Origin of the sequence: Rhodopseudomonas sp. BAL398 (assembly GCF_033001325.1) — a bacterium.
Lineage (GTDB): Bacteria > Pseudomonadota > Alphaproteobacteria > Rhizobiales > Xanthobacteraceae > JARJEH01.
Window position 1 is genome coordinate 1,587,429 of sequence record NZ_CP133111.1, and the last position, 23,153, is coordinate 1,610,581.

At 65.0% G+C, this 23,153-nt stretch carries 25 protein-coding genes and 1 tRNA gene; 7 read left to right on the top strand and 19 right to left on the bottom strand.

The window, feature by feature from the left end; all coding sequences use genetic code 11:
• Positions 1-53: 53 nt before the first annotated feature.
• The 4 genes from RBJ75_RS07615 to RBJ75_RS07630 form a co-directional block, all read right to left on the bottom strand.
• Entirely contained in the window at positions 54-782 is a 729-nt protein-coding gene (locus RBJ75_RS07615; RefSeq protein ID WP_044413684.1) for a DnaJ domain-containing protein, read from the bottom strand.
• Between the two features lie 73 nt (positions 783-855).
• A complete protein-coding gene (locus RBJ75_RS07620; RefSeq protein ID WP_044413678.1) occupies positions 856-1,602 on the bottom strand; it encodes a hypothetical protein in 747 nt (248 codons plus the stop codon).
• A 275-nt stretch (positions 1,603-1,877) separates the two neighbouring features.
• Positions 1,878-2,717: an alpha/beta fold hydrolase gene (locus tag RBJ75_RS07625; RefSeq protein WP_044413687.1), complete on the bottom strand. Its 840-nt coding sequence runs from the start codon at positions 2,715-2,717 to the stop codon at positions 1,878-1,880.
• Positions 2,718-3,011: 294 nt separating this feature from the next.
• Entirely contained in the window at positions 3,012-3,935 is a 924-nt protein-coding gene (locus RBJ75_RS07630; RefSeq protein WP_044413681.1) for a division plane positioning ATPase MipZ, read from the bottom strand.
• Positions 3,936-4,164: 229 nt separating this feature from the next.
• Here RBJ75_RS07630 and panC point away from each other — a divergent pair, with 229 nt between their 5' ends.
• Positions 4,165-5,016: a pantoate--beta-alanine ligase gene (gene panC / locus RBJ75_RS07635; RefSeq protein ID WP_044417610.1), complete on the top strand. Its 852-nt coding sequence runs from the start codon at positions 4,165-4,167 to the stop codon at positions 5,014-5,016.
• Between the two features lie 64 nt (positions 5,017-5,080).
• Here the strand turns inward: panC and RBJ75_RS07640 are convergent, their stop codons facing one another.
• From RBJ75_RS07640 to RBJ75_RS07655, 4 genes are all read right to left on the bottom strand, one after another.
• Positions 5,081-5,518, bottom strand: coding sequence for a DUF1489 family protein (locus tag RBJ75_RS07640; protein WP_044417612.1), 438 nt, complete (start codon positions 5,516-5,518; stop codon positions 5,081-5,083).
• Between the two features lie 37 nt (positions 5,519-5,555).
• Positions 5,556-6,527 (bottom strand): polysulfide reductase NrfD, encoded by a 972-nt coding sequence (locus tag RBJ75_RS07645; RefSeq protein ID WP_044417614.1) that lies wholly within the window; start codon positions 6,525-6,527, stop codon positions 5,556-5,558.
• 436 nt (positions 6,528-6,963) lie between these two features.
• Positions 6,964-7,155 carry a hypothetical protein gene (locus RBJ75_RS07650; protein WP_044417616.1) on the bottom strand — a complete coding sequence of 64 codons (192 nt, stop codon included), beginning with the start codon at positions 7,153-7,155 and terminating at the stop codon, positions 6,964-6,966.
• 207 nt (positions 7,156-7,362) lie between these two features.
• Entirely contained in the window at positions 7,363-8,019 is a 657-nt protein-coding gene (locus tag RBJ75_RS07655; RefSeq protein ID WP_044417618.1) for a glutathione S-transferase family protein, read from the bottom strand.
• Positions 8,020-8,151: 132 nt separating this feature from the next.
• Between RBJ75_RS07655 and RBJ75_RS07660 the strand changes: the two genes are divergently transcribed.
• Positions 8,152-8,427 (top strand): DUF3253 domain-containing protein, encoded by a 276-nt coding sequence (locus RBJ75_RS07660; protein ID WP_044417620.1) that lies wholly within the window; start codon positions 8,152-8,154, stop codon positions 8,425-8,427.
• Positions 8,428-8,443: 16 nt separating this feature from the next.
• On the opposite strand, the gene RBJ75_RS07665 is transcribed toward RBJ75_RS07660, so the two are convergent.
• The 3 genes from RBJ75_RS07665 to mgtE all read right to left on the bottom strand — a co-directional run bounded on the left by RBJ75_RS07665 (position 8,444) and on the right by mgtE (position 11,719).
• Positions 8,444-9,238 carry a YdcF family protein gene (locus RBJ75_RS07665; protein ID WP_044417622.1) on the bottom strand — a complete coding sequence of 265 codons (795 nt, stop codon included), beginning with the start codon at positions 9,236-9,238 and terminating at the stop codon, positions 8,444-8,446.
• Between the two features lie 73 nt (positions 9,239-9,311).
• Positions 9,312-10,130 carry an aldo/keto reductase gene (locus tag RBJ75_RS07670; protein WP_276156592.1) on the bottom strand — a complete coding sequence of 273 codons (819 nt, stop codon included), beginning with the start codon at positions 10,128-10,130 and terminating at the stop codon, positions 9,312-9,314.
• 167 nt (positions 10,131-10,297) lie between these two features.
• The gene (gene mgtE, locus RBJ75_RS07675) at positions 10,298-11,719 is read right to left on the bottom strand and encodes a magnesium transporter (protein WP_044415333.1); all 1,422 of its coding nucleotides are present in this window, start codon (positions 11,717-11,719) and stop codon (positions 10,298-10,300) included.
• Positions 11,720-11,879: 160 nt separating this feature from the next.
• Here mgtE and RBJ75_RS07680 point away from each other — a divergent pair, with 160 nt between their 5' ends.
• Positions 11,880-12,659 carry a polysaccharide deacetylase family protein gene (locus RBJ75_RS07680; protein WP_044415335.1) on the top strand — a complete coding sequence of 260 codons (780 nt, stop codon included), beginning with the start codon at positions 11,880-11,882 and terminating at the stop codon, positions 12,657-12,659.
• Positions 12,660-12,786: 127 nt separating this feature from the next.
• Positions 12,787-14,088 carry a polysaccharide deacetylase family protein gene (locus RBJ75_RS07685; protein WP_152647811.1) on the top strand — a complete coding sequence of 434 codons (1,302 nt, stop codon included), beginning with the start codon at positions 12,787-12,789 and terminating at the stop codon, positions 14,086-14,088.
• Between the two features lie 16 nt (positions 14,089-14,104).
• Here the strand turns inward: RBJ75_RS07685 and RBJ75_RS07690 are convergent, their stop codons facing one another.
• The 5 genes from RBJ75_RS07690 to efeU form a co-directional block, all read right to left on the bottom strand.
• Positions 14,105-14,479 (bottom strand): hypothetical protein, encoded by a 375-nt coding sequence (locus RBJ75_RS07690; RefSeq protein WP_044415337.1) that lies wholly within the window; start codon positions 14,477-14,479, stop codon positions 14,105-14,107.
• Positions 14,480-15,373: 894 nt separating this feature from the next.
• The gene (gene efeO / locus RBJ75_RS07695; protein WP_044406760.1) at positions 15,374-16,201 is read right to left on the bottom strand and encodes an iron uptake system protein EfeO; all 828 of its coding nucleotides are present in this window, start codon (positions 16,199-16,201) and stop codon (positions 15,374-15,376) included.
• A gap of 4 nt (positions 16,202-16,205) precedes the next feature.
• On the bottom strand, positions 16,206-17,525 hold the full coding sequence (efeB, locus tag RBJ75_RS07700) for an iron uptake transporter deferrochelatase/peroxidase subunit (RefSeq protein WP_044406757.1): 1,320 nt from the start codon (positions 17,523-17,525) through the stop codon (positions 16,206-16,208).
• A 13-nt stretch (positions 17,526-17,538) separates the two neighbouring features.
• Entirely contained in the window at positions 17,539-18,615 is a 1,077-nt protein-coding gene (locus RBJ75_RS07705; protein WP_052628830.1) for a cupredoxin domain-containing protein, read from the bottom strand.
• Positions 18,615-19,484, bottom strand: coding sequence for an iron uptake transporter permease EfeU (efeU, locus tag RBJ75_RS07710; protein WP_044406754.1), 870 nt, complete (start codon positions 19,482-19,484; stop codon positions 18,615-18,617). The genes RBJ75_RS07705 and efeU overlap by 1 nt, the downstream gene beginning before the upstream one ends.
• A gap of 636 nt (positions 19,485-20,120) precedes the next feature.
• Between efeU and nikR the strand changes: the two genes are divergently transcribed.
• Complete coding sequence (gene nikR / locus RBJ75_RS07715) at positions 20,121-20,552, top strand: nickel-responsive transcriptional regulator NikR (protein ID WP_234707326.1); 432 nt, start codon at positions 20,121-20,123, stop codon at positions 20,550-20,552.
• An 86-nt stretch (positions 20,553-20,638) separates the two neighbouring features.
• Here nikR and RBJ75_RS07720 read toward each other — a convergent pair.
• Both RBJ75_RS07720 and RBJ75_RS07725 read right to left on the bottom strand, forming a co-directional pair.
• A tRNA-Leu gene (locus RBJ75_RS07720) sits at positions 20,639-20,723 on the bottom strand.
• Between the two features lie 80 nt (positions 20,724-20,803).
• Positions 20,804-21,046: a FliM/FliN family flagellar motor switch protein gene (locus RBJ75_RS07725; protein ID WP_044406750.1), complete on the bottom strand. Its 243-nt coding sequence runs from the start codon at positions 21,044-21,046 to the stop codon at positions 20,804-20,806.
• Positions 21,047-21,110: 64 nt separating this feature from the next.
• On the opposite strand from RBJ75_RS07725, the gene lipB reads away from it, so the two are divergent.
• Both lipB and RBJ75_RS07735 read left to right on the top strand, forming a co-directional pair.
• Positions 21,111-21,845, top strand: coding sequence for a lipoyl(octanoyl) transferase LipB (gene lipB / locus RBJ75_RS07730; protein ID WP_044406747.1), 735 nt, complete (start codon positions 21,111-21,113; stop codon positions 21,843-21,845).
• 77 nt (positions 21,846-21,922) lie between these two features.
• Positions 21,923-22,843, top strand: coding sequence for a PepSY domain-containing protein (locus tag RBJ75_RS07735; protein WP_044406744.1), 921 nt, complete (start codon positions 21,923-21,925; stop codon positions 22,841-22,843).
• Between the two features lie 10 nt (positions 22,844-22,853).
• Here RBJ75_RS07735 and RBJ75_RS07740 read toward each other — a convergent pair whose 3' ends face one another.
• The gene (locus RBJ75_RS07740) at positions 22,854-23,153 is read right to left on the bottom strand and encodes an acylphosphatase (RefSeq protein WP_044406741.1); all 300 of its coding nucleotides are present in this window, start codon (positions 23,151-23,153) and stop codon (positions 22,854-22,856) included.

A 23,153-nucleotide genomic window follows, 5' to 3' on the forward strand; every position in this document is an offset into this window, starting at 1 on the left:
AGCAGAGACCAGAAGCGACTCGCAGTTTGTAGCGTTTGTTTGCGTTGCTGGAGTTAGCTGCGATGAGTGCGAAGCAAAGTATCCTTGGCCGCGTTTACACGGGCGGCAAGGTACGTCGACCCCCCTTGGTCGGGATGCAATTTCTTCATGAGCGTACGGTGGGCATGAGCAATCTCGTCGCGCCCCGCCCCCGGCTGCAGGCCAAGGATCTGATAGGCCTCCTCGGTCGTCATTTTGCTGCTCGACGACTCGCGTCCCTGCCGCCCTGCCGCGTCTCCCTGCGCGTTCTGACGCCAGGCGGGAAACCTGCGGTCCAGATAGCTTTCAAGTAGCGCGCAGCTTTCGGCGTCGAACCCGGTCAGCATCTGCGCCAACGCCGGCAGATCGAAGGCGTCGAGCGACTGCCCGGCGTGCGGCCCGGCCACGATCTGCCCGCTCATGTCGCCGCTGTCATGGTTCAGCGTCATCTCGATGAATTGCGAGCGCACCTGCGAGGTCTGGCCGCTCGAACGCTGCGCCCGCGGGCCGAACAGGCCGCCGATCGCCGAGAACCCCGCATTGCCCATCGGCGACCAGCCCAACAGGCCGGCCCCGAACAGGCCGAGCGGCAGCGCCACCGCCAGTTCGCCCTTGATGCCGGTGAACGCCGCCACCGCGAGCGCCACCACGCCGCCAGCGATCTTGACCCCACGCGCGAGCAGCGCCGGATTCGCCGAGCGGAGCATCTGCAGCAGCGAATAGAGAACAAAGACAGCAATGGCACCGGCGATTAATGTAGGCATGGCACCCATATAGTCCCGACCGCCGCAAATTGCACCGCCCATGCGATGCATCGCGTCGCGGCACCTGCCCCGGTCATCTCAGCTGGCCGAGCAATTTCGCCGCGCCGCTGCCGGTCGTGGCGAGCCGCTGCAGCGCCTCGCGTCCGCCGGCCGCATAGGCCGCGACCGCGCGCAGCAACTCGCGCAACTGCGCCGCCGCGCCGGGATCGAACCTGCACCAGGCGCCGCCGGTGAGCCGCGCGATCTCCCGGAACGCGGCTTCCGAGGTCGGATCGTGGCCTTCCTGGAACACGAACACCGGCACCTTGAGCAGGCCGAGTTCGCCGGCTTTGGCGCAGATCTCGTCGATCCCCTCCTCCATGGCGTCACCGACGAACACCACAGCGCGGATCCCGGCGGCGACGGCCTCGCGGCGGGCTTCCGACAGCACCCTGCCGATCTGGGTGTGGCCGCCCTGGCAATCGATCTTCGCCATCAGCCGCGCCAGCTGTGTGCTGTCCGAAATCCAACCGCTGGCGCGGCATTCGTTGAAACCGCGGTAATACACCAGACGGATTTCCAGGCTGCCGATGGCGGCGGCTTCGCGGAACATGTCGGCCTGCAGCGCACAGGCCATGTCCCAGGTCGGCTGCCGGCTCATGGTGGCATCGAGCGCGAACACCAGCCTGCCCTTGGCCCCGGCCGCAAAGGGCGACATCGCCCGCGCCTTGGCGACGAACGCGGCAATCTCCGCCGACGCCGAGGGCTCGGCCTTCGGCAGCGAATGCCCTTGCGCATCGGTAGGGCTTCGAAACGGTGATTTGGTCGGCTCGCGTGTCATCAAGGCTCGCTGTGTGACGCGAGACTTATGTGGAGAGTGACGCAGCGTTGGTCAATGGAGGCGGTGGAGCTCACGCGCTCAGAGTCTGGCTCAAAAAGCGATCGATAGAATCAAGCCTTCAAGGTCGTCATTGCGAGCAGCCCTTGCGACGAAGCAATCCAGTCCCTGCTTGGCGCCCCTGGATTGCTTCGCCATCAGCCGGCGCTGCGCGCCGGCCTCGGCTCGCAATGACGGCATCAAACTTGATTGTCGTTGTTTCTCTTTCGGTCAGGCTCTCAGGATCGGCCGGCCTGCAGCGCAGCAGGCTTGCCGGGCGTCTGCAAATGGGTGCGCTGCGGCCTCAGCACACTGTCGTCATCGAGGAATTTGGCGAGGACGTTTTCGATCGACTGTTTGACCTCCTGCGGTCCACGATCGCTCATCTCGACATGCTGGTAGCCGGTCTTGACCACCGTAATCCCCGCCTTGGCGCAGATATTATCGCTGGGAATCACACCGGGATCGGTCTTGAACACCGGGTCCTTGGAGCGGAACGACAGGATCTTGAACTTGCCGTCGACCATGAACGGCACGCGAAGATTATCCAGCGTGACGACCTTCCGGATCCGATCCGGATGCAGCTTGGCGAAGTACATCGAGATGTCACCGCCATTGGAGTGCCCGACCATGGTGAGATGCTCGTAGTCCGCGTTGGGCTGAATCCTCTTCAACTGATCGATCGCAAACAGGATGTTGGCGACGCCGCGCTGATACACCGGAAGCCGGCCGACATAGAGTTCACCGACCTTTGTGACCAGCGGCGCGTCGCGATCCAGATCGTGCTGGATGCTGACCGCCATGTAGCCGCGCGCGGCAAACAGATTGGCAAGGAATGAGTACTCGGTGAACTTCACCGTATTGCCGTGATTGAGGATGGCGACCGGCAGCTCGATCAGTCCGGCCTCGGCCTGCATTTCCTTGTCGCGGCGGATCGCGATATCGACCGCCACCGGCCGGTTGCGGCTGGCATCGAAGAAGGTCAGCGTCTCGTGGCGGATCGCCCATTTGCTCGCCGTGAAGTAAGCGACAGCAGATACAAGGCACACCGCGGCCAGAATTAGAATTCCGCGCTTCATGTTCATTCCTGTATCGGCCACGCACCCATCTTGGGACTCGCCGGCCGATCCGATGAAGTTGAACGGACTATACGTCACGGTGTTTTGACGAGAAGGCTAAATGTTGTGACTTCACGGCCCTATAGCTGTGCAGTGCACTAATAATTAGTCACGATATTGGCTATGGATATTTGCTATTTACATGAGATGCGCAATCTTGCCGCGCAACTACCGCGCGCAACACGCCGACATCTTGCACCGATCGATGGACTGCAAATGCCTGCGCCAGCGCATCCGCGCGACCCAATGGCCGCTTCAGGCGCCCAGAATGTCGTGAAGTTCCAGCGGAGTGTCGACCTGCGCGAACCATTCGGCGCGATTGGCGGCGCGACGGCGGCCGCGCTCGTCGAGCGGCAGCTTGAGCTGGCGCAGCAGGCCGTTGACCTCTTCCTTGGCGGTGACATGCCCCATGCTGGGGCGCGTCCCCAAGGTGGCCTCGTTGAGGTCGTCGAGCGCGGTCAGGCCGCGCGGAAAGAATTCCCGATACACCACCCGTTCGGCAAATCCGTCGAGCGCGCGGAAGCCGAGCTGCAACGACAGGTCCTTCAAGCCGCCGGCGACGAGCTGATTGTTGCGCGAGCCCAGCATCGACAGCCGGTTGCGCACCACGATCCAATCGGTCCCGGCGCCGTCGAGCTGCCGGCGCTGGCGTCGGGCGTCCCGGACCATGGTGGAATAATGGCTTTCGCCGGTGACCGCGTAGCTCACCGGGTCGATGGTGCCGAGCACGTCGAAGTCGAGAAAGCTGTCGTTGATCGGGGTCACCAGCGTATCGGCCATCGAATGCGCCAGCCGCATCAGATAGCTGTCGTGACCGGGCGTATCGATCACGATGAAGTCGAAGCTTCGCTCCACCGCACCGACGGCATCGACAAATTGCTGGAATTCCGAGGATTCATTGTCGGCGATCTGCATGGTCTCGCCGAGCTTGATGCAGCAATGCTGCGGCAGTTCGAGGTCGAGGCCGGCATGGCGCGCCCAGCTCCGACGGTTGGCGAGGTAGCGCGTAAAACTCTGCTGACGGCAATCGAGATCGATGGTGGCGACGCGCTGGCCGGCCTGCAGCAGCGCCACGGCGATGTGAAGCGCGAGCGTGGACTTGCCCGATCCGCCCTTCTCATTGCCCAGCACGATCACATGCGCCGTACCAGCCTGTCCCTGGGTCGCCTGAACCAGCATTGATTTCACCTTTCGGTTATCTTCAAATCGCGCGGCGCCACGGTCAAGCCATTTGCTTGCGCAGGCTCATGGATGGCGACGCCTTCGCGTTTAATCATGAATCGCCGCCCCCGGGCGGACCGGCCCGATGGCGGCGCGGCCACGGCTTTGCTATAGGGTGGTTCCCGCCACATGGTTAGAAGCGCGTCTGCGTTAGAAGACGTGTTCGGCCATCACCTGTCGAGCCTCGATGTCCCGCCCTCCGCTTGTTGCCCGAACCCTACCCGCCTTGCGCCGCGCCCTCACCGATCTGCGCGGCAAGAAGTCCACCGTCGCCCTGGTGCCAACCATGGGAGCGCTGCATGATGGCCATCTGACGCTGGTGCGGCAAGCCAAGCAGCGCGCCGACAAGGTCATGGTTTCGATCTTCGTCAATCCGGCGCAGTTCGCGCCAAATGAAGATTTCGCCTCCTATCCGCGGACCTGGAAGGCCGACATGGCCCGGCTCGCCGCCGAACAGGTGGATCTGGTGTGGAACCCGGACGTCAAGACGATGTACCCTGACGGCTTCGCCTCCAAGATCGTCACCGAGGGGCCGGCCGTGGTCGGGCTGGAGGATCGTTTTCGGCCGCACTTCTTCGCCGGCGTGACCACCGTGGTCGGCAAATTGTTCACGCAATGCCGGCCCGATATCGCGCTGTTCGGCGCCAAGGATTTCCAGCAATTGCGCGTGGTGACCCGGATGGCGCGCGACCTCGATCTCGGCGTCAAGGTGATTGGCGCGCCGATCGTGCGCGAGCGCGACGGCCTGGCGATGTCGTCGCGCAACGTCTATCTGTCCCCGGAGCAGCGCGCCGCCGCGCCGACGCTGTATCGGGCCTTGAAGGAGACCGCCAAGCGGATCCGCGCCGGCGGCCGACTCGAAGCCGCGGTGACGGCCGGTGCCAAATTGGTCAGCGTCGCCGGTTTCGAGCTGGATTATTTCGAGGCGCGCCATGGCGAGACGCTGGAGCCGATCGCCTCGACCAAGGCCGGTCCGGTCCGAATTCTGGTCGCCGCCCGGATCGGCAGCACCCGCCTGATCGACAACGTCGCGGTGTAGCGCGGATCGCGGCGTCCGGCGCTGCGTCCGCGTCGTCGCGCCGCCAAGGATCGCTCAAGGATCGCTACAGCAGCCCCAGCTCGCGCAATTCGCGGCGCATCGCCTCCGGCATCGCCGCGACGCTGGCGGCGGCCTTGCCGAGATCCGGCGGCGCATCGCTGTCGGCCAGATAGCGCCAGCCCTGAAACGGCCGCATCGGCCGCGGCGCCACCGCCAGCACCTTGGGCTGCATGATCAGCCGGCAGCGCGCGATGCCGTCGCTGTCGCGGAACGGCTCGATCCCGATCAGCTTTTCCCGCGCCGCGATCTCGCCGCGGATCACCCAGTAGATCGAACCGCCGGCCAGCAATTCGGCATCGCGCTTCGGCGTCATCCGGGTGACGTGGATATGATGGCGCGGCTGGCCCTGCTGCGTGGCAGCCTTCATACGTGCCGCGATCCGACCCGCCAGGTCCTTCACGGACTCGCAGCCAACGGCGAGCTTGATCAGATGCAGTGGCATGAGCCCGGTTACGCTGGAGGGTAAGGCAGAGAGCGGATCAATTTTTGTCGTCGGATGCAGCCGGCGTCAGCTGCACCGGCGCCGACAAATGCGGTTTCGGCCTGGGCGGCTTTTTGGCGGCCGCCGGGCGCGGCGCCTGGGCCGCGCTCGGCGGCGCTGGCCGGCCGAGCGTAGCCTCGGCGGGCTTCGGTTTCGGCGTCGGTTTCGGCTGAGGCGGCGGCGCCGCAGCCAAGGGCGGCTCCGGCGTCATGATATTGACCGGCGGAATCGAATCCGCGGTCGGAAAATCGGCGGTGGTCGGCTTGCCGCTCGGCGCCTCCACGGGCAGGCCGGCAAGGCCGGACAATGCGGGCACCGCAGCCTGGTTCCACGACGGCGCATGGCGTTCCACGGCGGCCTCGTAGGCGCGCGCGTCGATATTCGCCGCAATCTGGTTGTGATCGGCCAGCGAGGCATAGGCCGCGCAATCATTGGCCTGGCAATGATCGCGGACCGCCAGCACATGGGCGAACAGGCCGTAGCGGTCGCGCTCGATCGAGGCCCGCAGGCTGGCCAGCTCCGGGGTCATGTTGGCATTGGCAGTGGCGACATCGCCCAGCGCAGTCAGGCGGCTCAACCGCACCGCCGCATAGGACACCGCCGCCGCGACCGCTTCGGGCGATGCGAACAGCGCCTTCTCGCATGCAGTCAGAACAGTGTCGTCGGCAAGCTCGTCGATGCAAGCCAAGGCCGGCAGGCTGACGACGCTGATCGATGGCGGCGAAGCCGCGGCCCGCGTCGCGGGGCCGCCGGGCTCGGGGGCAAAGACGTGCAGCGCCGCCGACATCGCGACCACGAGCGCCAGCAAGGTGATCACCGCCAGCGTGGCATTGGCGACCGACCGGTCCGCCCGCAGCATCACGATCAAGACGACGATACCGAAAAAGACCGCGGCCGCCAGCGTCAACCAGACCGGCAGGCTGGGCGAATGCCACAGCTGCTCGATCGAATTCGTCCAAGTCCCATTCATGCGCGATGTCCCCTAGAGCATGATCCCGAAAAGTGGATCCCGGTTTTCGGTAAAGATCATGCTCAAACAAGCAGCGAGAGCGGGATGACGATTCGAAGATAAGTCATCCTGCTCTAGCGCGTCGCCGGCACAACAAACACCGACTTTGCGACCAAAATGCGCGCGATTCGCCGCGCTCCGCCTTTATGCGCAACAGGTCATCGGATGAGCAACGACATATCAAGCACCGACGAAGACGCCGCCCGCCGGCCGAGCCGGCGCAGCGCGATCCCCACAACGGAATTATTCCATCGCTGATGACCCCGGCCCGCCGAGCGTCAGCCGAACCGCGGCAGCCTAGCGCCATTCCGGTTCTGATCGATCCGAACCGAAGCTCCAGATTCGGGTTTTGACGCGTTGCTTTGCGCGAACCGGTGCCCGCTTCGCTCGACGACGTCTAGCAAACGTCGAGCTGGCTTTCCTTGGCGACGCGCTCGAACGCCTCGGTGGAATTCTTGATCCGATATTGGCAGTCATCACCATCGACCGGCAACAGCTGAATCACCTCATAGGCGCCGCTCGCTGCCGGACGGGCGACATTGCTGGCTGTATAGGAGACGCACGCTCCAACGACAAACTTATGCTTCAACGATCATTCCTCCGCGCCATGGAAATGCCGACCTGCTCGCGGTCCCACTGCAATGCCGGCTGAGAGATGTTGCGTTGTATACCACGGGGCGCGGCATTTTGACCAGTCCCGATCGGACATGGCAAACACGCTAATACTGCATATTTTCAGACAGATAGGCGTCATTTGGTGGCTTCTGAGTACCGCGCCGCCGGTCTCTTGCGCCCCTCAATCGGCTTCGAATTTCTCGATCACCAGGGTTTCGGCCAGCGCCGCGCCGGTCCATTCCTGAAACGCCGGCAGCGCCGTCATCACCTCCATATAGCTGGCCGCCTCGAAGCCGACGTCAATGGCGTAGGTGGTGAAGCGGTGCACCACCGGTGCGTACATCGCGTCGGCGCCGCTGAAGCCGCCGAACAGATACGGCCCGGTCCGTCCATAGCGCTGACGGCATTCGGTCCAGATCTGCTCGATCCGCGCGATATCGGCGAGCGCCGCCGGCGACAGCTTCTTGGCACCGACCGGCCGATGCAGATTCATGCCGCATTCATTGCGCAGCGCGGCGAAGCCCGAATGCATCTCGGCCGAAATCGAACGCGCATGGGCACGGGCCGCATAGTCATCCGGCCACAGCCGCGCCTTGGGAAAGCGTTCGGCGAGGTATTCGATGATCGCCAGCGAATCCCACACCGTCACATCGCCATCGATCAGCACCGGCACCTTGCCGGCCTGGCTGAAACCGAGAATCCGCTGCTTGTCGGCATCGCCGGTATAAAGCGGAATCACGAGTTCTTCGAACGCGATATTGCTGGCCCTGAGCGCCAACCAAGGCCGCATCGACCACGACGAATAGTTCTTGTTACCAATCACCAGCGTAAGCGCCATGCTGAATGCCTCCCATGCGGCCTCAGTTTGGCATGGCGCCTTCGCGGCGATCAACCTGTTCGGCAGCTCCCGTTCCGACCGCCTGCCTGTGCCTGCTTGCAGCGGGTGCTGCGATGCGGCACATCCACACTTATGACCGTTGAAGATTCGTCGCTTCCCTCGCCGCCTCCCCTTGAAGACGCCATTCTGGCCGTGCTGGCTCGCCCCGGCACCGCGACGCTGAGCGCGCCCGAAGTCGCGCACGCGATCGCCCCCGACGGCGACTGGCACGGATTGCTGATGCCGATCCGCCGCGCCGCGGTCGCGCTGGCGCTGGCCGGCCGCCTGGTGATCTACCGCAAGGGCAAGCCGGCCGACCCCAATGATTTCCGCGGCGTCTACCGGCTCGGCCTGCCGCGCCAGGATTGAGCTAAGGCCGCGACCGTTACGGGCCGGGCAGCAGCGCGCTGGTCCTGCCGCTCAGCCAATAGGCGATCAGGCCGGCCCATTCGTGGATGGCGACATCGGTCCGCGCCAGCCCGGAACTCAACCTGTCGAACGGCTGCGTCGCATCGATCCAGCCGCGGCTGCGCCAATCCACCGGGTAGGCCTCGACCGCAAAGCCGACGGCACGGAATGCGCCGACCGCACGCGGCATATGAAATGCCGACGTGATCAGCAGCCAGCGCTCGCCCGGTTTCGGCGACACCAATTGGCGGGTGAACCCGGCATTTTCGGCGGTGGTCCGCGACCTGGTCTCAAGCACGATACGATCCGGCGCCACCCCGAAACGCTGCAACTCCTGGCCGGCGATCGGGGCTTCGGCCAGCGACGGCTCGATCAGATTACCACTGCCGCCGCTGAACACGATCCGCGCCTGCGGAAAGCGCCGCGCCAATTCCAGCATCGCGACGATGCGTTCGGCGGAGGAATCCAGCTCCAGCGAATGGCGCGCGGCGGTGGCGTCGGAGTCGATCGAACCGCCGAGCACGATGATCCCGTCGGGGGCGCGGCCATCGGATTGCCAGGCCGGGAAGCGCTCCGACAAGGTCAGCATCAGGACCCGGCCCAGCGGCGAATAGCCGAACAGCAGCAGCAATACGATTCCCGTGACCACGGTGCGAATGCCCGCGCGGCGCCACCGGCTCAGCAGCAGCACCGCGCCTGCGGCGCAGATCACCGCGATCGCGTTGGACGGATGGAGGAAAAAGCCAAGGATCTTTGAGATGATGAAGAACATCGATCAACCTGCAGGTTGGCGCGCATCATCCCCGCAGGACGCGAGCTTTGCAGGCCGGGTCATTCTGCCGGGCTCAATCCCATTCCGGCGCGTGCATCACATTGGTCAGCCGGCGATTGGCGCTGCCCATCGCGAAAATCTCGGCCATCTCGCTGTCGCTCAATTCGAAGTCGAACACGTCGATGTTCTGCGACAGCCGCTCGATTTTCGACGTCCGCGGGATCGCCACGACATTCTGCTGGACCAGCCAGCGCAGCGAGACCTGGGCGGCTGACTTGCCGTGTGTCGCGCCGATCCGCGCCAGGATCTCGGCGCTCTTGGCCTGCCCCTTGGCGATCGGGCTGTAGGCCACCACCGCGATGCCATGCTCGGCGCAGGCTGCCAGCACCTTGGTCTGGTCGAGGAACGGATGATATTCGATCTGGTTGCAGACCAGCGGCGCCGGACAGGCCGCGACCGCCTGCGCCAGCAGCGCCACGGTGAAGTTCGACACTCCGATATGCCGGGTCATCCCGAGCTCTTTGGCATGCGCCAGCGCGCCCAGCGTCTCCTCCAGCGGCACCTGCGGGTTCGGCCAGTGCAGCAACAACAGGTCGATCTCGGACAGCCGGAGTTTCACCAGGCTCTCCTTGGTGGAGCGGATCAGGTCGTTGGGACCGAAATGGGTGGTCCACACCTTGGTGGTGACGAACAGATCGCTGCGCCGGACATGGGAGGCGCGCACGCCCTCGCCGACCTCACGCTCATTGTCGTAGATCTGCGCGGTGTCGATATGGCGATAGCCGAGCCGGAGTGCCTGCTCGACGACGCGCGCGCATTCGTTGCCGCTGAGCTCCCAGGTCCCGAGCCCGATGGCAGGGATTTTCGCGCCTTGCGCTTCAACGAACTGCATCTTGTTGGTCTTTCGATCAGCATGCGGAGCAATGCCCCAGCAAGTCTATCGCTTGGCCGGCCGTACGGCCAGCGGATGACGGGCCGATCTGGAAGAACGGTTTCCGAATCCTGTCCAAACGCCCGATTTCGACGGCATCGGCTGTCGCCGCGGCGCCGGCAGGCCGGCTATTTCAGCCCGAACCACAAGGTCGCGATGCCGAGGAACGAGAAAAAGCCGACCACGTCGGTGATTGTGGTGACGAAGGTTCCCGAGGCCACCGCGGGATCGGCCCGCACCCGCTCCAGCACCATCGGAATCAGGATGCCGCCCAGCGCCCCGGCGACCAGATTGCACATCATCGCCAAGCCGATCACCACGCCGAGCCCCGGAATCTTGAACCAGGCGACCGCGGCGACACCGGTCAGCAGCGCAAAGGCGATGCCGTTGACGAGGCCGACCAGGCCCTCACGCATCACCACCCGGAACGCATTGCCGGAATGCAGCTGGCGGGTCGCCAGCGCCCGCACCGCCACCGTCATGGTCTGGGTGGCGGCGTTGCCGCCCTGGCTGGCCACGATCGGCGCCAACACCGCCAGCGCCACCATTTGTTGCAACTCGCCGGAGAACAGACCCAGCACCGAGGACGCCAGAAAGGCGGTGGCGAGATTCACCAGCAGCCAGTTGAAGCGCGCCCGGGCAATGGTCCAGACGTCGTCCGACAGCTCTTCGTCGCTGGTCACGCCGCCCAGCGCCTTGAGGTCCTCGTCGGCCTCCTCCTCGATGACGTCGACCACGTCATCGATGGTGATGACGCCGACCAGCCGGTTGCCGGTATCGAGCACCGGCGCGGCGACCAGATTGTACTTGCCGAACAGCCGCGCCACCTCTTCCTGATCGTCGAGCACCGAGACCTTGCGGCGATCCTCGTCGATCAGATCGGCCATCAGCACCGGGCGGCGCGCCCGCAGCAGCACGTCGAGCGGCACCGCGCCCTGCCATTGCCGGGCGGCATTGACCACATAGATTTCGTAGAACCGGTCCGGCAGCTCCGGCGTGTCGCGCATGAAGTCGATGGTCTGCCCCACCGTCCAGTCCAGGCCCACCGAGATGATCTCGGTCTGCATCCGCCGGCCCGCGGAGTTCTCCGGATATTCCAGCCGACGCGCCAGCGCGGCGCGATCCGACGGCGGCAATTTGTCGAGAATCTTCGCCTGCTCGTCGTCGTCGAGGCCTTCGAGCAATTCGACGGCGTCGTCGGAATCCAGTTCTCGGACGCCGTCGGCGACGGTCTCGGGCTCGAGTTCCTCAAGCATCTCGTCGCGGACGGCGATGTCGACTTCGTTCAACGCCGCAAAGTCGAAATAGGCGCCGCTCAGTTCCACCAGACGAACGCGCTCGTCCGGTTCCAACGCCTCGATCAGGTCGCCGAGGTCGGCTTCGTGCAGTTCACTAACGATGTCGCGCAGGAAAGTGGCGTCAGGCGACGCGATCGCGCGCTCGATCGCCGCAATGAATTCGGGCCTGATATCGCCATCATCATCGCGCATCGGCATGTGATCGAGCGCGGTATCACCGGCACGCAGGGCCGTATCGACGTCATCGGCCATGCCGCACCTCGCTGGTTGGATGGGTTGCGGGCCTTACGCAAAATGGAAAGAAGTCGCCATCCGATCGCGGATCGAACGCATCAGGCAATACCCAATCGGCGACACAATGTGCAATGATATTTGTATGGCCTTCATTCGCAGGCCGTCACATGAGTACGTCATGATTGTGTCAAGGGTGGTTATTATCGGCCTGATGGCCTTCGCGACCACGGCCCAGGCTGCGGATTGCCCCCGGCCGGGCACGCTCGGCACCTCCCGTACACTCGCTGTCGATGCCGCAACATATCCCCGCGTGGGATTGAAGAGCTTTCCCCAGACGCTGCCGCTCAAGGACCACGAGGTGGTGCTGACCTTCGATGACGGGCCGACGCCGGGCAGGACGCCGCAGGTGCTGACCGCACTGGCCAATGAGTGTGTGCGCGCCACGTTCTTTCTGGTCGGCAGGCCGGCCTCCGAACACCCCGCTTTGGTCCGGCGGATCGCCGCCGAAGGTCATACGATCGGACACCACACCTGGACCCACCGCAACCTCGCCCACATCAAGCCCAGCGAGGCGATCGACGAGATCGACCGCGGCATCGCCGCCGACGAGATGGCACTGCATGGGCGGACATCGACCCGGCCGACCACGCCGTTCTTTCGCTTTCCCTATTTCGAATCGACGCCCGCCTTGCTCGACCTGTTGCAATCGCGGGGCATCGTGGTGTTCGGCGCCGACCTGTGGGCCAGTGACTGGGAGCCGATGACGCCGGAGCAGGAACTTAAGCTGGTGACCGACCGGCTCAACAAGGTCGGCAAGGGAATTATCCTGTTTCACGATCCAAGGGCGCAGACCGTGGCGATGATGCCGGCCTTCCTGCGCTATCTGCGCGAAAACCACTACCACGTGGTCCAGGTCGTGCCGTCGACGCTGGCGGCCAGTTCCGACGTCTCCCCCTAGCGAGCAGCCAGAAATTGCCAACGCTGCCTTGCCGAAATCAGGCACCGGGGCGGGCATTGGTTAATGGGACGTTCATGGTCGGGATCTAGATTTTGACGATAGGTAGAATTTGATGGGCGATGGCGTGATGTTGGGTGATCGAACTATCCGAATGAGGACGCGTTTTCTGACGATCGCTCTCGGTTTCGTCGTTGCCGGCGTTTCTGCGGTCTTGCCGCAGCCGGTTCTGGCCGGCGATTGCCCTGGCCATCCCGATGCGATCGGCACGTCGCGCACCTTGGTCGTGGACCCGCGCGAACATCCGCGGATCGGCACCATGCAATATGGCGAAACGCTGCCGCTCAAAGACCATGAGGTGGTGCTGACCTTCGACGACGGCCCGCTGCCGCACAACAGCAACAAGGTGCTCGACATCCTTGCCGCCCAATGCGTCAAGGCCACCTTCTTCGTCATCGGCCGGATGGCCAATGTCTATCCGGACGGCGTCCGCAAGCTGCGCGCGGCTGGGCACACCATCGGCACCCATAGCCAGAATCATCCGCTCAGCTTCAACCGAATGACGGTCGAGCAAGCCAAGAAGGAAGTCGACGACGGCATCGCCTCGGTCACGGCGGCGCTTGGCGACCCCGCCGCGGTGGCGCCGTTCTTCCGGATACCCGGTTTGCTGCGCGCCCACGCCGTCGAGGACTATCTCGCCTCGCAGGGAATCCAGACCTGGAGTGCCGATTTTCCAGCCGACGACTGGCGGCATATTTCGTCGGAACAGGTCTACCAGCTGGCGATCAGCCGCATCGAGGCCAAGGGAAAAGGAGTCCTGCTGCTGCACGACATCCAGGCCAGGACCGTCGGCGCGTTGCCGAAGATCCTGCATGAGCTGAAAGCGCGGGGCTACAAGATCGTCCATGTGGTGCCGGCGACACCCCAGCTGCCGAAAACGCCGACCGATCCGCAGCAATGGCAGCTTCACCCGGTTTCGCCGAACGTCGCGATGGCGCGCTGGCCGAAAATTCCGGCATTCGTGTTCGCCAGTGCCGAGACCATGCCGGGTCCCGCCTTCACTCAGTCCGATCTACATGAGGGTCGGCTCTTGCTGCTGCCGATCGTCGGTCATTCGCGGCGAATGACAGGCAGCGAAGTGCCGATGCCGGAATCGGCGCCATGGCCGCGGCAGTCGCGGGTCGAAACCTCGGACGATCTCGTCATGCTTCCGGTGCCGGCGGCCAGCGTGTTCAGTCTGCCCGAGCGCCACCCACCTGCCGTCACGGCGATGATGCGGCTGAAGCGTCATGCCGCCCGGCGTGCCCGCCCGCGCGTCGAAGCCAGCTCCAAGCCGCTGTCGATCGAGGTCGGCGCGTCCGCTCGATCGATCGCGGGCAGCGCGCCGATCGCCACTTCCCGGTTGCAGCCCGGCCCGGCCATCGGGCGCTGATTCGCGCCCGCGCCGCTTAATCGCTCACGATCTTGGCGACGCAGATCACCACGATCAGCGTCAGAAACATCAGATCCATATAGGCGCACATCTCGGCGCCGCGCCGCAGACCGGCGACGTCGTTGATGATGAGCCTGCGGGCGGCGATCTCGCTCGGCCCCGATTCCAGCAAGCTGGCGACCCGGCGGGTTTCGTGCTCCAGCCGCTCGATCCGATGGTAGAAATAGAATGACCGGAACGCGGTGACGGCGTGAAGCGCGCAATACACCAGAATCAACACCGCGAGGATGAAGCGCTGCTGATATTTCTCCATCAGGTTCAAGCTGTAATAGGCCAGCGCCAGGAACGCGAAGTTGGAGATGAAGCGATTGAGGTAGCTTAGAAATTTCATGGAGCCGATTCCGATCGTGCAGGTCGAGGGCTCTGCGATAACGCCTGAAGGTTACAGAGAGATGCAATGCCGCCCCGGCGGCTGGGAATTCGCTCGCAGTCCCCGCTGACTTGCCGGATACGCCGTGCGGTCGGTCCAAAACCCACTCTGGTACGCTCGGAGGGTGGTCGCATTCGTTGAGATTTCAATAGCCGATCCGAGCGCCGCGGCAATAGCCTATCCGAGCCCCGCAAATATATAGGTCCCGATCCGGCGGACTTAACGGTAATTTCAGCTTCGATGCCGATCGAATTTCGGAGTGCCACATGCCCCGATGCGGTGACGAATTGAGGTGTTGGCGACCGTCCCTGGGCCGCTGGGACGCTGGGACGCCGGTCGCGGGCCAAAGGCCGAGCGGTTCCCCGCCCGGTCCTTCCGTCAAGGCAGTCTGGGAAAGCTGCGAAAATCGACAGGAGCCGCCGTGTCCAGCGTCGACAGCCGTCCCAGAGGGCCGCTCGATGGTCCGATCGGAACCTGCACCAAGGGGGCGACGAGTAACGTCGCGCCCAGGACTGCCGCCCGGAATCTCTTCCGGCGCATCTAGAGCTCCGGTTCTGATAGATCAGAACCGGAGCTCTAGATTCTTATTTTGACGCGTTTTCTTTACGCGAACCGGTACCCACTTCGCTCGAAAACGCTCCAGCGGCTGCCGATGCCTGCGATGGCGAACGCCGTGCCGACGGTCACGAGGCCCCCAGCGGGAGATCTGCCGCCCTCCAGGTTCACGCCGTGTCGATCAACCAGAACATGCGTTCGGCAGACGCCGGCTCCCGGACCGTGGTCCACCGCCAAGCCGTCCGCGATCGCCCTGGCTGCGACCGCAGGACGCTTTGTCGTGCCTGCGGTCGCGGGGCGTTACTTCAACCCGAGTTCGCCACGCAGTCTGGAAAGATCCTCGGCGAGCGCCGTGACCGGACCGCGCACCGCGTTGCGGTCCTTCTTGGTCAATTCGTCGTAGCTCTTGTAGCCTCCGCCCGGCAGCGCGTATTTGGCGAGCACGGCTTCGACCTTGGTGAAGTTGGCGTCGATCCGGGTCACCAGCTTGGGGTTGGCCTTCTCGGTCAGCGACCGCAGCAGAGTGTGAATCTTCTTGGCGCCCTCGACATTGGCGTTGAAATCCCACAGGTCGGTGCGGCTGTAGCGATCCTCTTCGCCGGAAATCTTGGTCTTGGCGACTTCCTCCAGCAGCGCCGCGGCGCCGCCGACCACCTTCTCCGGCGGCACGGTCAGCCCCTTGATGCGGCTCTGCAACTCCTTGATGTCGGAATCCAGCTTGTCGGCCAGCGGGGCCAGGCCATCGACCGACTTCTTGGCGAACAGGCCGTATTCGATGCGATGAAAGCCAGTGAACTTCGGATCGGCCTCCTTCTTGGCGAAGTCGTCGGCACGAACGTCGATCGCCTTGTCGAGATCGGAGAACAATTCGGCGATCGGTTCGATCCGCTCGTAGTAGACCCGCGCCGGCGCATACAGCGCCTGCGCCTTGGCGAGATCGCCGGCCCGGACCGCGTCGGTGAAGGCCTTGGATTTGCTGACCAGCGCTTCGACCTCCTCGCCGACCCAGATCTTGTATTCGGAGATCGGCAACACCAGTTCGCCCGGCGCCACCTTCGACGCCGCATGGGCGAAGGTCGCGGCGGCAACGCCGGCGGTCACGATCGATAGCAGCTTCAGTCGCTTCATGGTGTCAGCCTTTCTTCGACGCCGCCTGAGCCGGCGCCCGTGGGGAGGGAGCAGGTAGAGATGCGGCATCGGCGAACAGCCGCTGGCCGAGATGGCCGCCGGGCGCGGCCACGCCGGGCAGCACGAAGTAGTAGCCGCCGCCGAATGGCTTGATGTATTCCTCGAGCGGTTCGCCGTTCAGCCGGTTCTGGGTGCCGATGAAGCCGAGCGCCAGATCCGACTGGAAAGCGACGAACAGCAGGCCCATGTCGAGCTGGCCCGATTTGCTGACGCCGTTCGAATAGTTGAAGCCGCGTCGGATCAGTCGCGCCGTCGCCTCCGGGGTACGCGGATTGGCGAGACGGATATGCGAATCGAGCGGGACTTTCTCGCCCTTCGGATCGGCCGGATAACCGGGGTCGTCGAATTCGTCGGCCTTGCCGAGCGGCGCGCCGGAATTGCGCGCGCGTCCGAAGATCGCCTCCTGCTCGCTGAGCGGCGTGCGATCCCAGCGCTCGACGAAATTGCGCACCAGCCGCACCACCTGATAGCTGCCGCCGACGCTCCAGGCCGGCTCGCCGGCATCCGGCTGCACCCAGACATAGGCGTTCATGAGTTTGTCGTCGCGGACATCGGCATTGGCGGTGCCGTCCTTGAAGCCGAGCAGATTGCGTCCGGTGCCGATCGGACCGCTGCGCGCGCCATGGGTGGCGGCGAATCCCTCCTGCTTCCATTTGATCGCGAGCAGGTCCGGCGTCGCCTTGACGACGTCGCGCAGCGCGTGGATCACCTCTTCGGGGGTTTCGGCGCAGAACTGGATCATCAGGTCGCCGTGGCACAGATCCGCATTCAGCGCGTCGTTGGGGAAATCCTCCATTTCGACCAGTTGGTTCGGCCGCAGCGCCGCGAGGCCGAACCGGCCGTCGAACAACGAAGCGCCGACCGCGACCGTGACGGTGAGGTGTTCCGGCTTGATGATGGGGCCGAGGACGCCGCTGTCGGCCGGCGGCAAGGCCGCGTCGAGTTGGGGCGGCGTGCCGCCATGCATCAGAAATTCCGCGCGGGCGGTCAGCGTGATGAACAGCTGGCGCAATTCCTCGCGGTTCTCCGCAAGCACATCGAAGGCGGCGACCAGGCCCGCATAGGGTTGCGGCGTGGTGATCCCGGCCTGATGCGGACCGTAAAACGGGATCGCCAGCGACGGCGCCGCCGCAGGCGCCGCTTGCGTCCCCGACGGCAGCAGACCGAGGCTACCCGCGGCCAATCCGACAAGCAGGCCGCGGCGCTGCGGCGACGACGGCGCGTCGCTGCGCGAACCGGCGGAATTGTGATGACGATCTTTCATGGCAAACTCCTCGTCACAGCCCCAAGATCGCCGGCAGGCGCGCGCTGCAGCGGGCGAAATCATCTGCCGCCCGAACCATGACGCGGCGATCGTCGTCGCCGAGCGCGGCACCGCGAGGCGCCTCACCCGCTTTCGTCAATGCCTGGCGCAAGCTCGCGGCGGCGGCATTCAGCTCGGCGGCGGCGGCGCTGTCGGCCCGCTCCGTCAGCGGGCCGAACAACTCGACGACCCGGACCGCGCCGCGCAGCCGGGCGTCGGCTTCGGCAAGATCGACCGGTGCCGTGCCGCCGAGGATTTCGGCCAGGGCCTTCGCCGCGGCAGCCGCGCCGGCAATCAACCGGTCCGGCGCCGGCGTCAATGCGCGCGCCGCGCGGCGGAAGGCGGCGACGTCGGTGCGCAACGTCGCGCTCGCCGGCGCCAGTCTCCCGAGCGTGCCGCCGTCGACGATTGCAGGACCGATCGCCACAAGATCGGCCGCGACGGCCCGGGTCTCGGCCTCGATCAAGGGCGCAATCGGCGCCAATTGCAGCAGCCCTCCCCGAACCTCACTCCAGCGCGCTCCGACGGCGGCAACATCGCCCGCCGCGACGGCCGCGGCGAGCGCAGCCGCCGCGGCGTCGAGGCTGCTCAGTTCGCCCGCCAGCCACACCCGATATTCCGCCACCGGGCCGATCAGATCGGTCGCGCTGGGCTTCTGCACATTGGCGGCGGTGGTGCCGGCGGCATTGACCACGGTCAGCCGTCCGCGCGGATTGTCGAGCAGCCCGCAAGTGATCTCGTATTCGCCGGGCTCGAGCCGCGTGGTCATCTTCTGGCGAAAGCCCGGCGCGATGTTCTCGCGCTCGTCGATCACCATCACCCCCTTCAGGATTTCCCATTCCAGCGCGCGGCTGGAGCGATTGGTGATCTGGAAGACGACGAGGCCGGCCGGCACCTTGAGCTCGTTGGGCTCGCAGGCCTTGGCGGTGACCACGACGGCGACCGGGCCGAACGGTGTCTCCGCCGCGACACCCGGCGTCGCGCCGGCAAGCAGCAGAACGCAAAGCGGTGCAGCCGCCGCGCGCCGTCCGGGTTTGGCTTTCAACGACATCAGCTCACCTCGGAAATCGATTGCGATGAAGCCGCGCCTGCGGATTGCGGCACGACCGCCGGGCGGCCGCCGCGCAGGAACAGCACCAGCGCAGGGATCAGGAAGAGGAAATAGGCCAGCACCTCGCCGATCGCGGGCGTGTCGTGATAGCCGAACAGCCCCGACAGCAGCGTGCCGAGCACACCGTCTTTTGGCAGCGCGGCGGACAGATCGAAGGCAATCGCCTGCAAGCCGTTCCACAGGCCCGCCTCGTGCAGCGAGCGCACCGCGCCCGCGAGCAGACCGGCGGCGACGAACAGGATCAGCACCCCGGTCCAGCGGAAGAACCGCGCAAGGTTGAGCCGGCGACCGCCGCGATAGATCGCCATGCCGATGCCGACCGCAACCGCGAGACCCAGCACCGCGCCCGCCAGCGCTTCAATGCCGACTTCATCGCGCTGCTGGAAGGCGGCGAGCAGAAACAGCACGGATTCCAGGCCTTCGCGGGCGACCGCGAAAAATGCCAGCGCCACCAGCGCCAGGCTTTGTCGGCCGTCGCCCGCCAGCGCATGATCGATGCTGTCGTGCAACTCCGCCTTGATCGAACGCGCCGCCCGCCGCATCCAGAACACCATCGCGGTCAGCACCACCACCGCGAAGAGCCCGACGCCGGCCTCGAACAGTTCCTGTAATTTCTGCGGCAATTCCGCCGACATCAATTCCAGCGCGATCCCGAACGCGAGGCTCAGCAGCACCGCTGCCGCGACGCCGAGCCACACCAGGTGCATCGCCGCGCCACGCCCGGTCTGCCGCAGATAGCCGGCGACGATCCCGACGATTAGCGCCGCCTCGACGCCTTCGCGCAGCATGATGAGAAAAGGCACCAGCATCAGAGATCCGAGGTGAGTTGCATAAAATGGCGGGTTTCCACGAACGGCCCGGCAACAGCGCAACGTGTCAGCATCGGTTTGCGCCAGCGCGGTCGCTGTCCGACGGGTACCAACTCCGACGTGCTACGCGAGAGACCTTGTGCAATCACATCGCACCAGAGCGCGACAGCCTCGATGGCCGTCCACAGTGTAGGGCCGATGCCCGTGAGGATGTATTGCATGGTCTCGAACCGGCGCGATCATGCTGTTGCGATGCATGCGCAGCTGCGGAGGTAATCGAGGACAAAATGCGCGTCAATGAGATTGCGCGGCTTGGATGAATTCTAATTCCATAGATTATAATCGCTCTATTCTAAGACCGTCACAGGACGCGTGGAGAGTCGTCGCGCCGCCTTATCAAATCGCAACACTTGCGCGCGATCGAAGGTCGGCATCGCGCCGCGATTTGAATCGCTATCTCGCCGAAGCCTCGCGGCCGGGCGCTCCGATCGCGCAGCAATTCGGCCCTGCCCCGGCGCCAGCCATGCTAGTCCTAAGCGTATTCTCATCCGACGAGCGACGCATGGAGCGAGTCGGGATTTCCCTCGACGACAATCTGCTGGACCAGTTCGATCAGTTCATTCGCCGCAGGGTTACGTGAACCGATCCGAGGCGGTCCGCGACGTGCTGCACGACCGCTTGCAGGAAGACCGGCTGTCGGAAGACAAGGCGCTGCTCTGCGTCGCCTCCCTGAGCGATGTCTGCAACCACCCCGAACGCGAACTGGCGCGGCCGATCGCCGAGATCCAGCACGCCCATCACGATCTGGTCCGCTCGACCATGCATGTCCACCTCGACCATGAGAACTGCCTGGAAGTGTCGATGATGGAAGGACCGACGATCGCGGTGCGAGAACTCGCCGACACCCTGATGGCCCAGACCGGCGTTCGCCACGGCCGGCTCAATGTGGTCCCGGTCGACGTCACGGTGGCGGCGCCCAGCCATGGCCATCACGGCCATCGTCACCATGACCACAGCAGCGAAACCGCGACGGCCGCTCCGCACGTCCGCACCAGCCCGAAGACCTGATCGGGCAGCGAGCGCATCGACAGGACAGCGGCCAATCCCGTCGATGAACAGGAACAGGCGCAGTTTCAATGGATTAGGCTTGGGTGTGGTGCGCTCGGAGGGACTCGAACCCCCACGATTTTACTCACTGCCACCTCAAGGCAGCGCGTCTACCAATTCCGCCACGAGCGCTAAGGATCGGGTTCAGGGGCCTGCCCTGACCGGACCAACGGCGCCCATTTAACAAATCAATGATGAAGGGACAAGGCCGCTTATCGATGATCCGGCGATCGCGGCAACATCTGTTTGACCTCGACCGCGATCCGATTGCGATCGACCAGCACCATGCCGCTGGCCACCGGCATATTATTGGCGAGGATCTTGACCTCGTCGGCCTCGGTGGCGTCCAGTTCGATGATCGCGCCGCGGCTGAGCCGCAGCACCTGATGGATGGGCATTGACGCGGTCCCGAGGACCACCATCAGATCGACGGAGACTTTATCGAGTGTTGGCACTGCGACCCATACTCACAAACTGGCGGAATTGCTGTGTTCCACAACACCACATTATGGTTAGCCAATGATTAATGCCCGGCAAACGCTCGATTTGCAGGGCTTCCTGCCGGTCGCCGGCGCCGCCGGTGTGGATTGGCAGATTGCCGATTCGCCGGTGCCCTATCTGGCGGCGGTGGCGGCGATGGAAGCCTGGGTGGCGGCGATCGCGGCCGGCACCGCGCCCGAACAGGTCTGGCTGCTGGAACACCCGCCGCTCTACACCTCGGGCACCAGCGGTCAGGCGAGCGATCTGCTCGACCCACGTTTTCCACTGTTTACTGCCGGACGCGGCGGGCAATTGACCTATCACGGCCCCGGCCAGCGCATCGCCTATGTGATGCTCGACCTGAAACGGCGCCGTCCCGACGTGCGCGCCTATGTGGCCGCGCTCGAGCAATGGATCATCCAGACCCTGGCGGCATTCAATGTGCGCGGCGAGCGTCGCGAGGACCGGGTCGGGGTCTGGGTGGCGCGGCCCGACAAGGGCGACGGCTATGAGGACAAGATCGCCGCCATAGGGGTCCGGCTGCGGCGCTGGGTGACGTTTCACGGCATCGCCATCAATGTCGAGCCCGACCTCAGCCACTTTAAGGCGATCGTGCCCTGCGGCGTCACCGACCCGCGCTACGGCGTCACCAGCCTGGTCGATCTCGGGCTCCCGGTCACCATGGCCGATCTCGACGTCGCCCTCCACGCCGCCTTTAACGAGGTGTTCGGCGCCACCGACCAGGCTTTGAATGCGGTAAGCGGCATCAGCTGAGAGTTTCCGTCAGTCGATTGTCAGGTTGATCGGTTCATACCTGCCGCAAATGCAACAGGCAGCGAAGGACCGAACCGATGTTGAAGATGTGGCTATTGCGACTGCACCGCTGGATCACGCTGGTGCTGTCTATCCCGCTCGCGGTGCTGATCGTCACCGGGTTGATCCTGTCGGTCGAGCCGATCGTGACCGGCGCCGAGCCGGGAATCGTCACCGCCGACACGCTCAATGCCGTGCTCGCCAAGCACGATCCGCAGGGCAACGCCCGGATGCTGATGGTGCGGGCCTATGACGGCACGGCCTCGATCGGTGGCGCCCGGCGCAGCGACGGGCTGGTCCATGTCGATCTGGCCAGCAATGAGCGTATCGAGTCTCCCGGCGCCCTCGCCCAATTCCTGATGTCCTCCCGGCGTCTGCACGAGCACCTGATCGGCGGCTTCGGCTGGCTGGTCACGGTCTCGACGGTCGCGATGCTCGGCCTGATCCTGCTCGGCATTCTGATGGGCCTGCCGCGGCTGACCAATTCGCTGTCCGGCTGGCACAAGGGCACCGCCTGGTTCTTGCTGCCGCTGCTGATCCTCAGCCCCCTCACCGGCCTGTTGATCGCGCTCGGCGTCAGCTTTTCCGCGCCGCTACCGCGGCCGGTTGCCGGCACCGCACCGATCCCGATCACCGAAGCGGTTCGTATCGTCGGCGCGGCCTATGACCTGTCGCGGCTGAGCTGGATCCGGCCACGCGGCGGCGTCATGCTGGCGCGGCTCGACGACGGCGGCGAGATGCGGGTGTTCGCGGTGACCGGCGACGGGCTGCAGCCGACCGCGCGCAACTGGCCACGCCTGCTTCACGAGGGCAACTGGGCCAGCACCGTTCCGGCGCTGCTCAATGTGGTCACGTCGATTGCGCTGCTGCTGCTGATCACCACCGGACTGTGGATCTGGGCAAGGCGCAAGCTGCGCCGTCGGCCGGTGCGGGCGTCGTCATCCGCAATGGCGCACTGATCCGCCGCCTTCACAGCGTCGGCAGCACCGAGAACCGCTCACCCGGCGCGCGCAGATCGAGCGCGTCGGGGCCAGCGGCTTCATCGACGACATCGGTCACCCGCGCCGCCGACGGTCCGCGCCGGCATTTCGCCACCATGGCGTCGACGGCCTTGGCCGGCCCGGCCAATACCGCCTCGACGCTGCCGTCGCGGCGATTGCGCACCCAGCCGGCAAGGCCATCGGCAACGGCGCTATGCGCCAGCCAGGCGCGATAGCCGACGCCCTGCACCCGGCCTTTGATCGTCACCTGACGAACCACATCATTCAT

What these genes read in the sequence shown, in the direction of transcription:
- RBJ75_RS07615 (WP_044413684.1), bottom strand. Translation starts at nt 782, where the DNA reads ATGCCTACATTAATCGCCGGTGCCATTGCTGTCTTTGTTCTCTATTCG.
- RBJ75_RS07620 (WP_044413678.1), bottom strand. Translation starts at nt 1,602, where the DNA reads ATGACACGCGAGCCGACCAAATCACCGTTTCGAAGCCCTACCGATGCG.
- RBJ75_RS07625 (WP_044413687.1), bottom strand. Translation starts at nt 2,717, where the DNA reads ATGAAGCGCGGAATTCTAATTCTGGCCGCGGTGTGCCTTGTATCTGCT.
- RBJ75_RS07630 (WP_044413681.1), bottom strand. Translation starts at nt 3,935, where the DNA reads ATGCTGGTTCAGGCGACCCAGGGACAGGCTGGTACGGCGCATGTGATC.
- panC (WP_044417610.1), top strand. Translation starts at nt 4,165, where the DNA reads ATGTCCCGCCCTCCGCTTGTTGCCCGAACCCTACCCGCCTTGCGCCGC.
- RBJ75_RS07640 (WP_044417612.1), bottom strand. Translation starts at nt 5,518, where the DNA reads ATGCCACTGCATCTGATCAAGCTCGCCGTTGGCTGCGAGTCCGTGAAG.
- RBJ75_RS07645 (WP_044417614.1), bottom strand. Translation starts at nt 6,527, where the DNA reads ATGAATGGGACTTGGACGAATTCGATCGAGCAGCTGTGGCATTCGCCC.
- RBJ75_RS07655 (WP_044417618.1), bottom strand. Translation starts at nt 8,019, where the DNA reads ATGGCGCTTACGCTGGTGATTGGTAACAAGAACTATTCGTCGTGGTCG.
- RBJ75_RS07660 (WP_044417620.1), top strand. Translation starts at nt 8,152, where the DNA reads ATGACCGTTGAAGATTCGTCGCTTCCCTCGCCGCCTCCCCTTGAAGAC.
- RBJ75_RS07665 (WP_044417622.1), bottom strand. Translation starts at nt 9,238, where the DNA reads ATGTTCTTCATCATCTCAAAGATCCTTGGCTTTTTCCTCCATCCGTCC.
- RBJ75_RS07670 (WP_276156592.1), bottom strand. Translation starts at nt 10,130, where the DNA reads ATGCAGTTCGTTGAAGCGCAAGGCGCGAAAATCCCTGCCATCGGGCTC.
- mgtE (WP_044415333.1), bottom strand. Translation starts at nt 11,719, where the DNA reads ATGGCCGATGACGTCGATACGGCCCTGCGTGCCGGTGATACCGCGCTC.
- RBJ75_RS07680 (WP_044415335.1), top strand. Translation starts at nt 11,880, where the DNA reads ATGATTGTGTCAAGGGTGGTTATTATCGGCCTGATGGCCTTCGCGACC.
- RBJ75_RS07685 (WP_152647811.1), top strand. Translation starts at nt 12,787, where the DNA reads ATGTTGGGTGATCGAACTATCCGAATGAGGACGCGTTTTCTGACGATC.
- RBJ75_RS07690 (WP_044415337.1), bottom strand. Translation starts at nt 14,479, where the DNA reads ATGAAATTTCTAAGCTACCTCAATCGCTTCATCTCCAACTTCGCGTTC.
- efeO (WP_044406760.1), bottom strand. Translation starts at nt 16,201, where the DNA reads ATGAAGCGACTGAAGCTGCTATCGATCGTGACCGCCGGCGTTGCCGCC.
- efeB (WP_044406757.1), bottom strand. Translation starts at nt 17,525, where the DNA reads ATGAAAGATCGTCATCACAATTCCGCCGGTTCGCGCAGCGACGCGCCG.
- RBJ75_RS07705 (WP_052628830.1), bottom strand. Translation starts at nt 18,615, where the DNA reads ATGTCGTTGAAAGCCAAACCCGGACGGCGCGCGGCGGCTGCACCGCTT.
- efeU (WP_044406754.1), bottom strand. Translation starts at nt 19,484, where the DNA reads ATGCTGGTGCCTTTTCTCATCATGCTGCGCGAAGGCGTCGAGGCGGCG.
- lipB (WP_044406747.1), top strand. Translation starts at nt 21,111, where the DNA reads ATGATTAATGCCCGGCAAACGCTCGATTTGCAGGGCTTCCTGCCGGTC.
- RBJ75_RS07735 (WP_044406744.1), top strand. Translation starts at nt 21,923, where the DNA reads ATGTTGAAGATGTGGCTATTGCGACTGCACCGCTGGATCACGCTGGTG.
- RBJ75_RS07740 (WP_044406741.1), bottom strand. Translation starts at nt 23,153, where the DNA reads ATGAATGATGTGGTTCGTCAGGTGACGATCAAAGGCCGGGTGCAGGGC.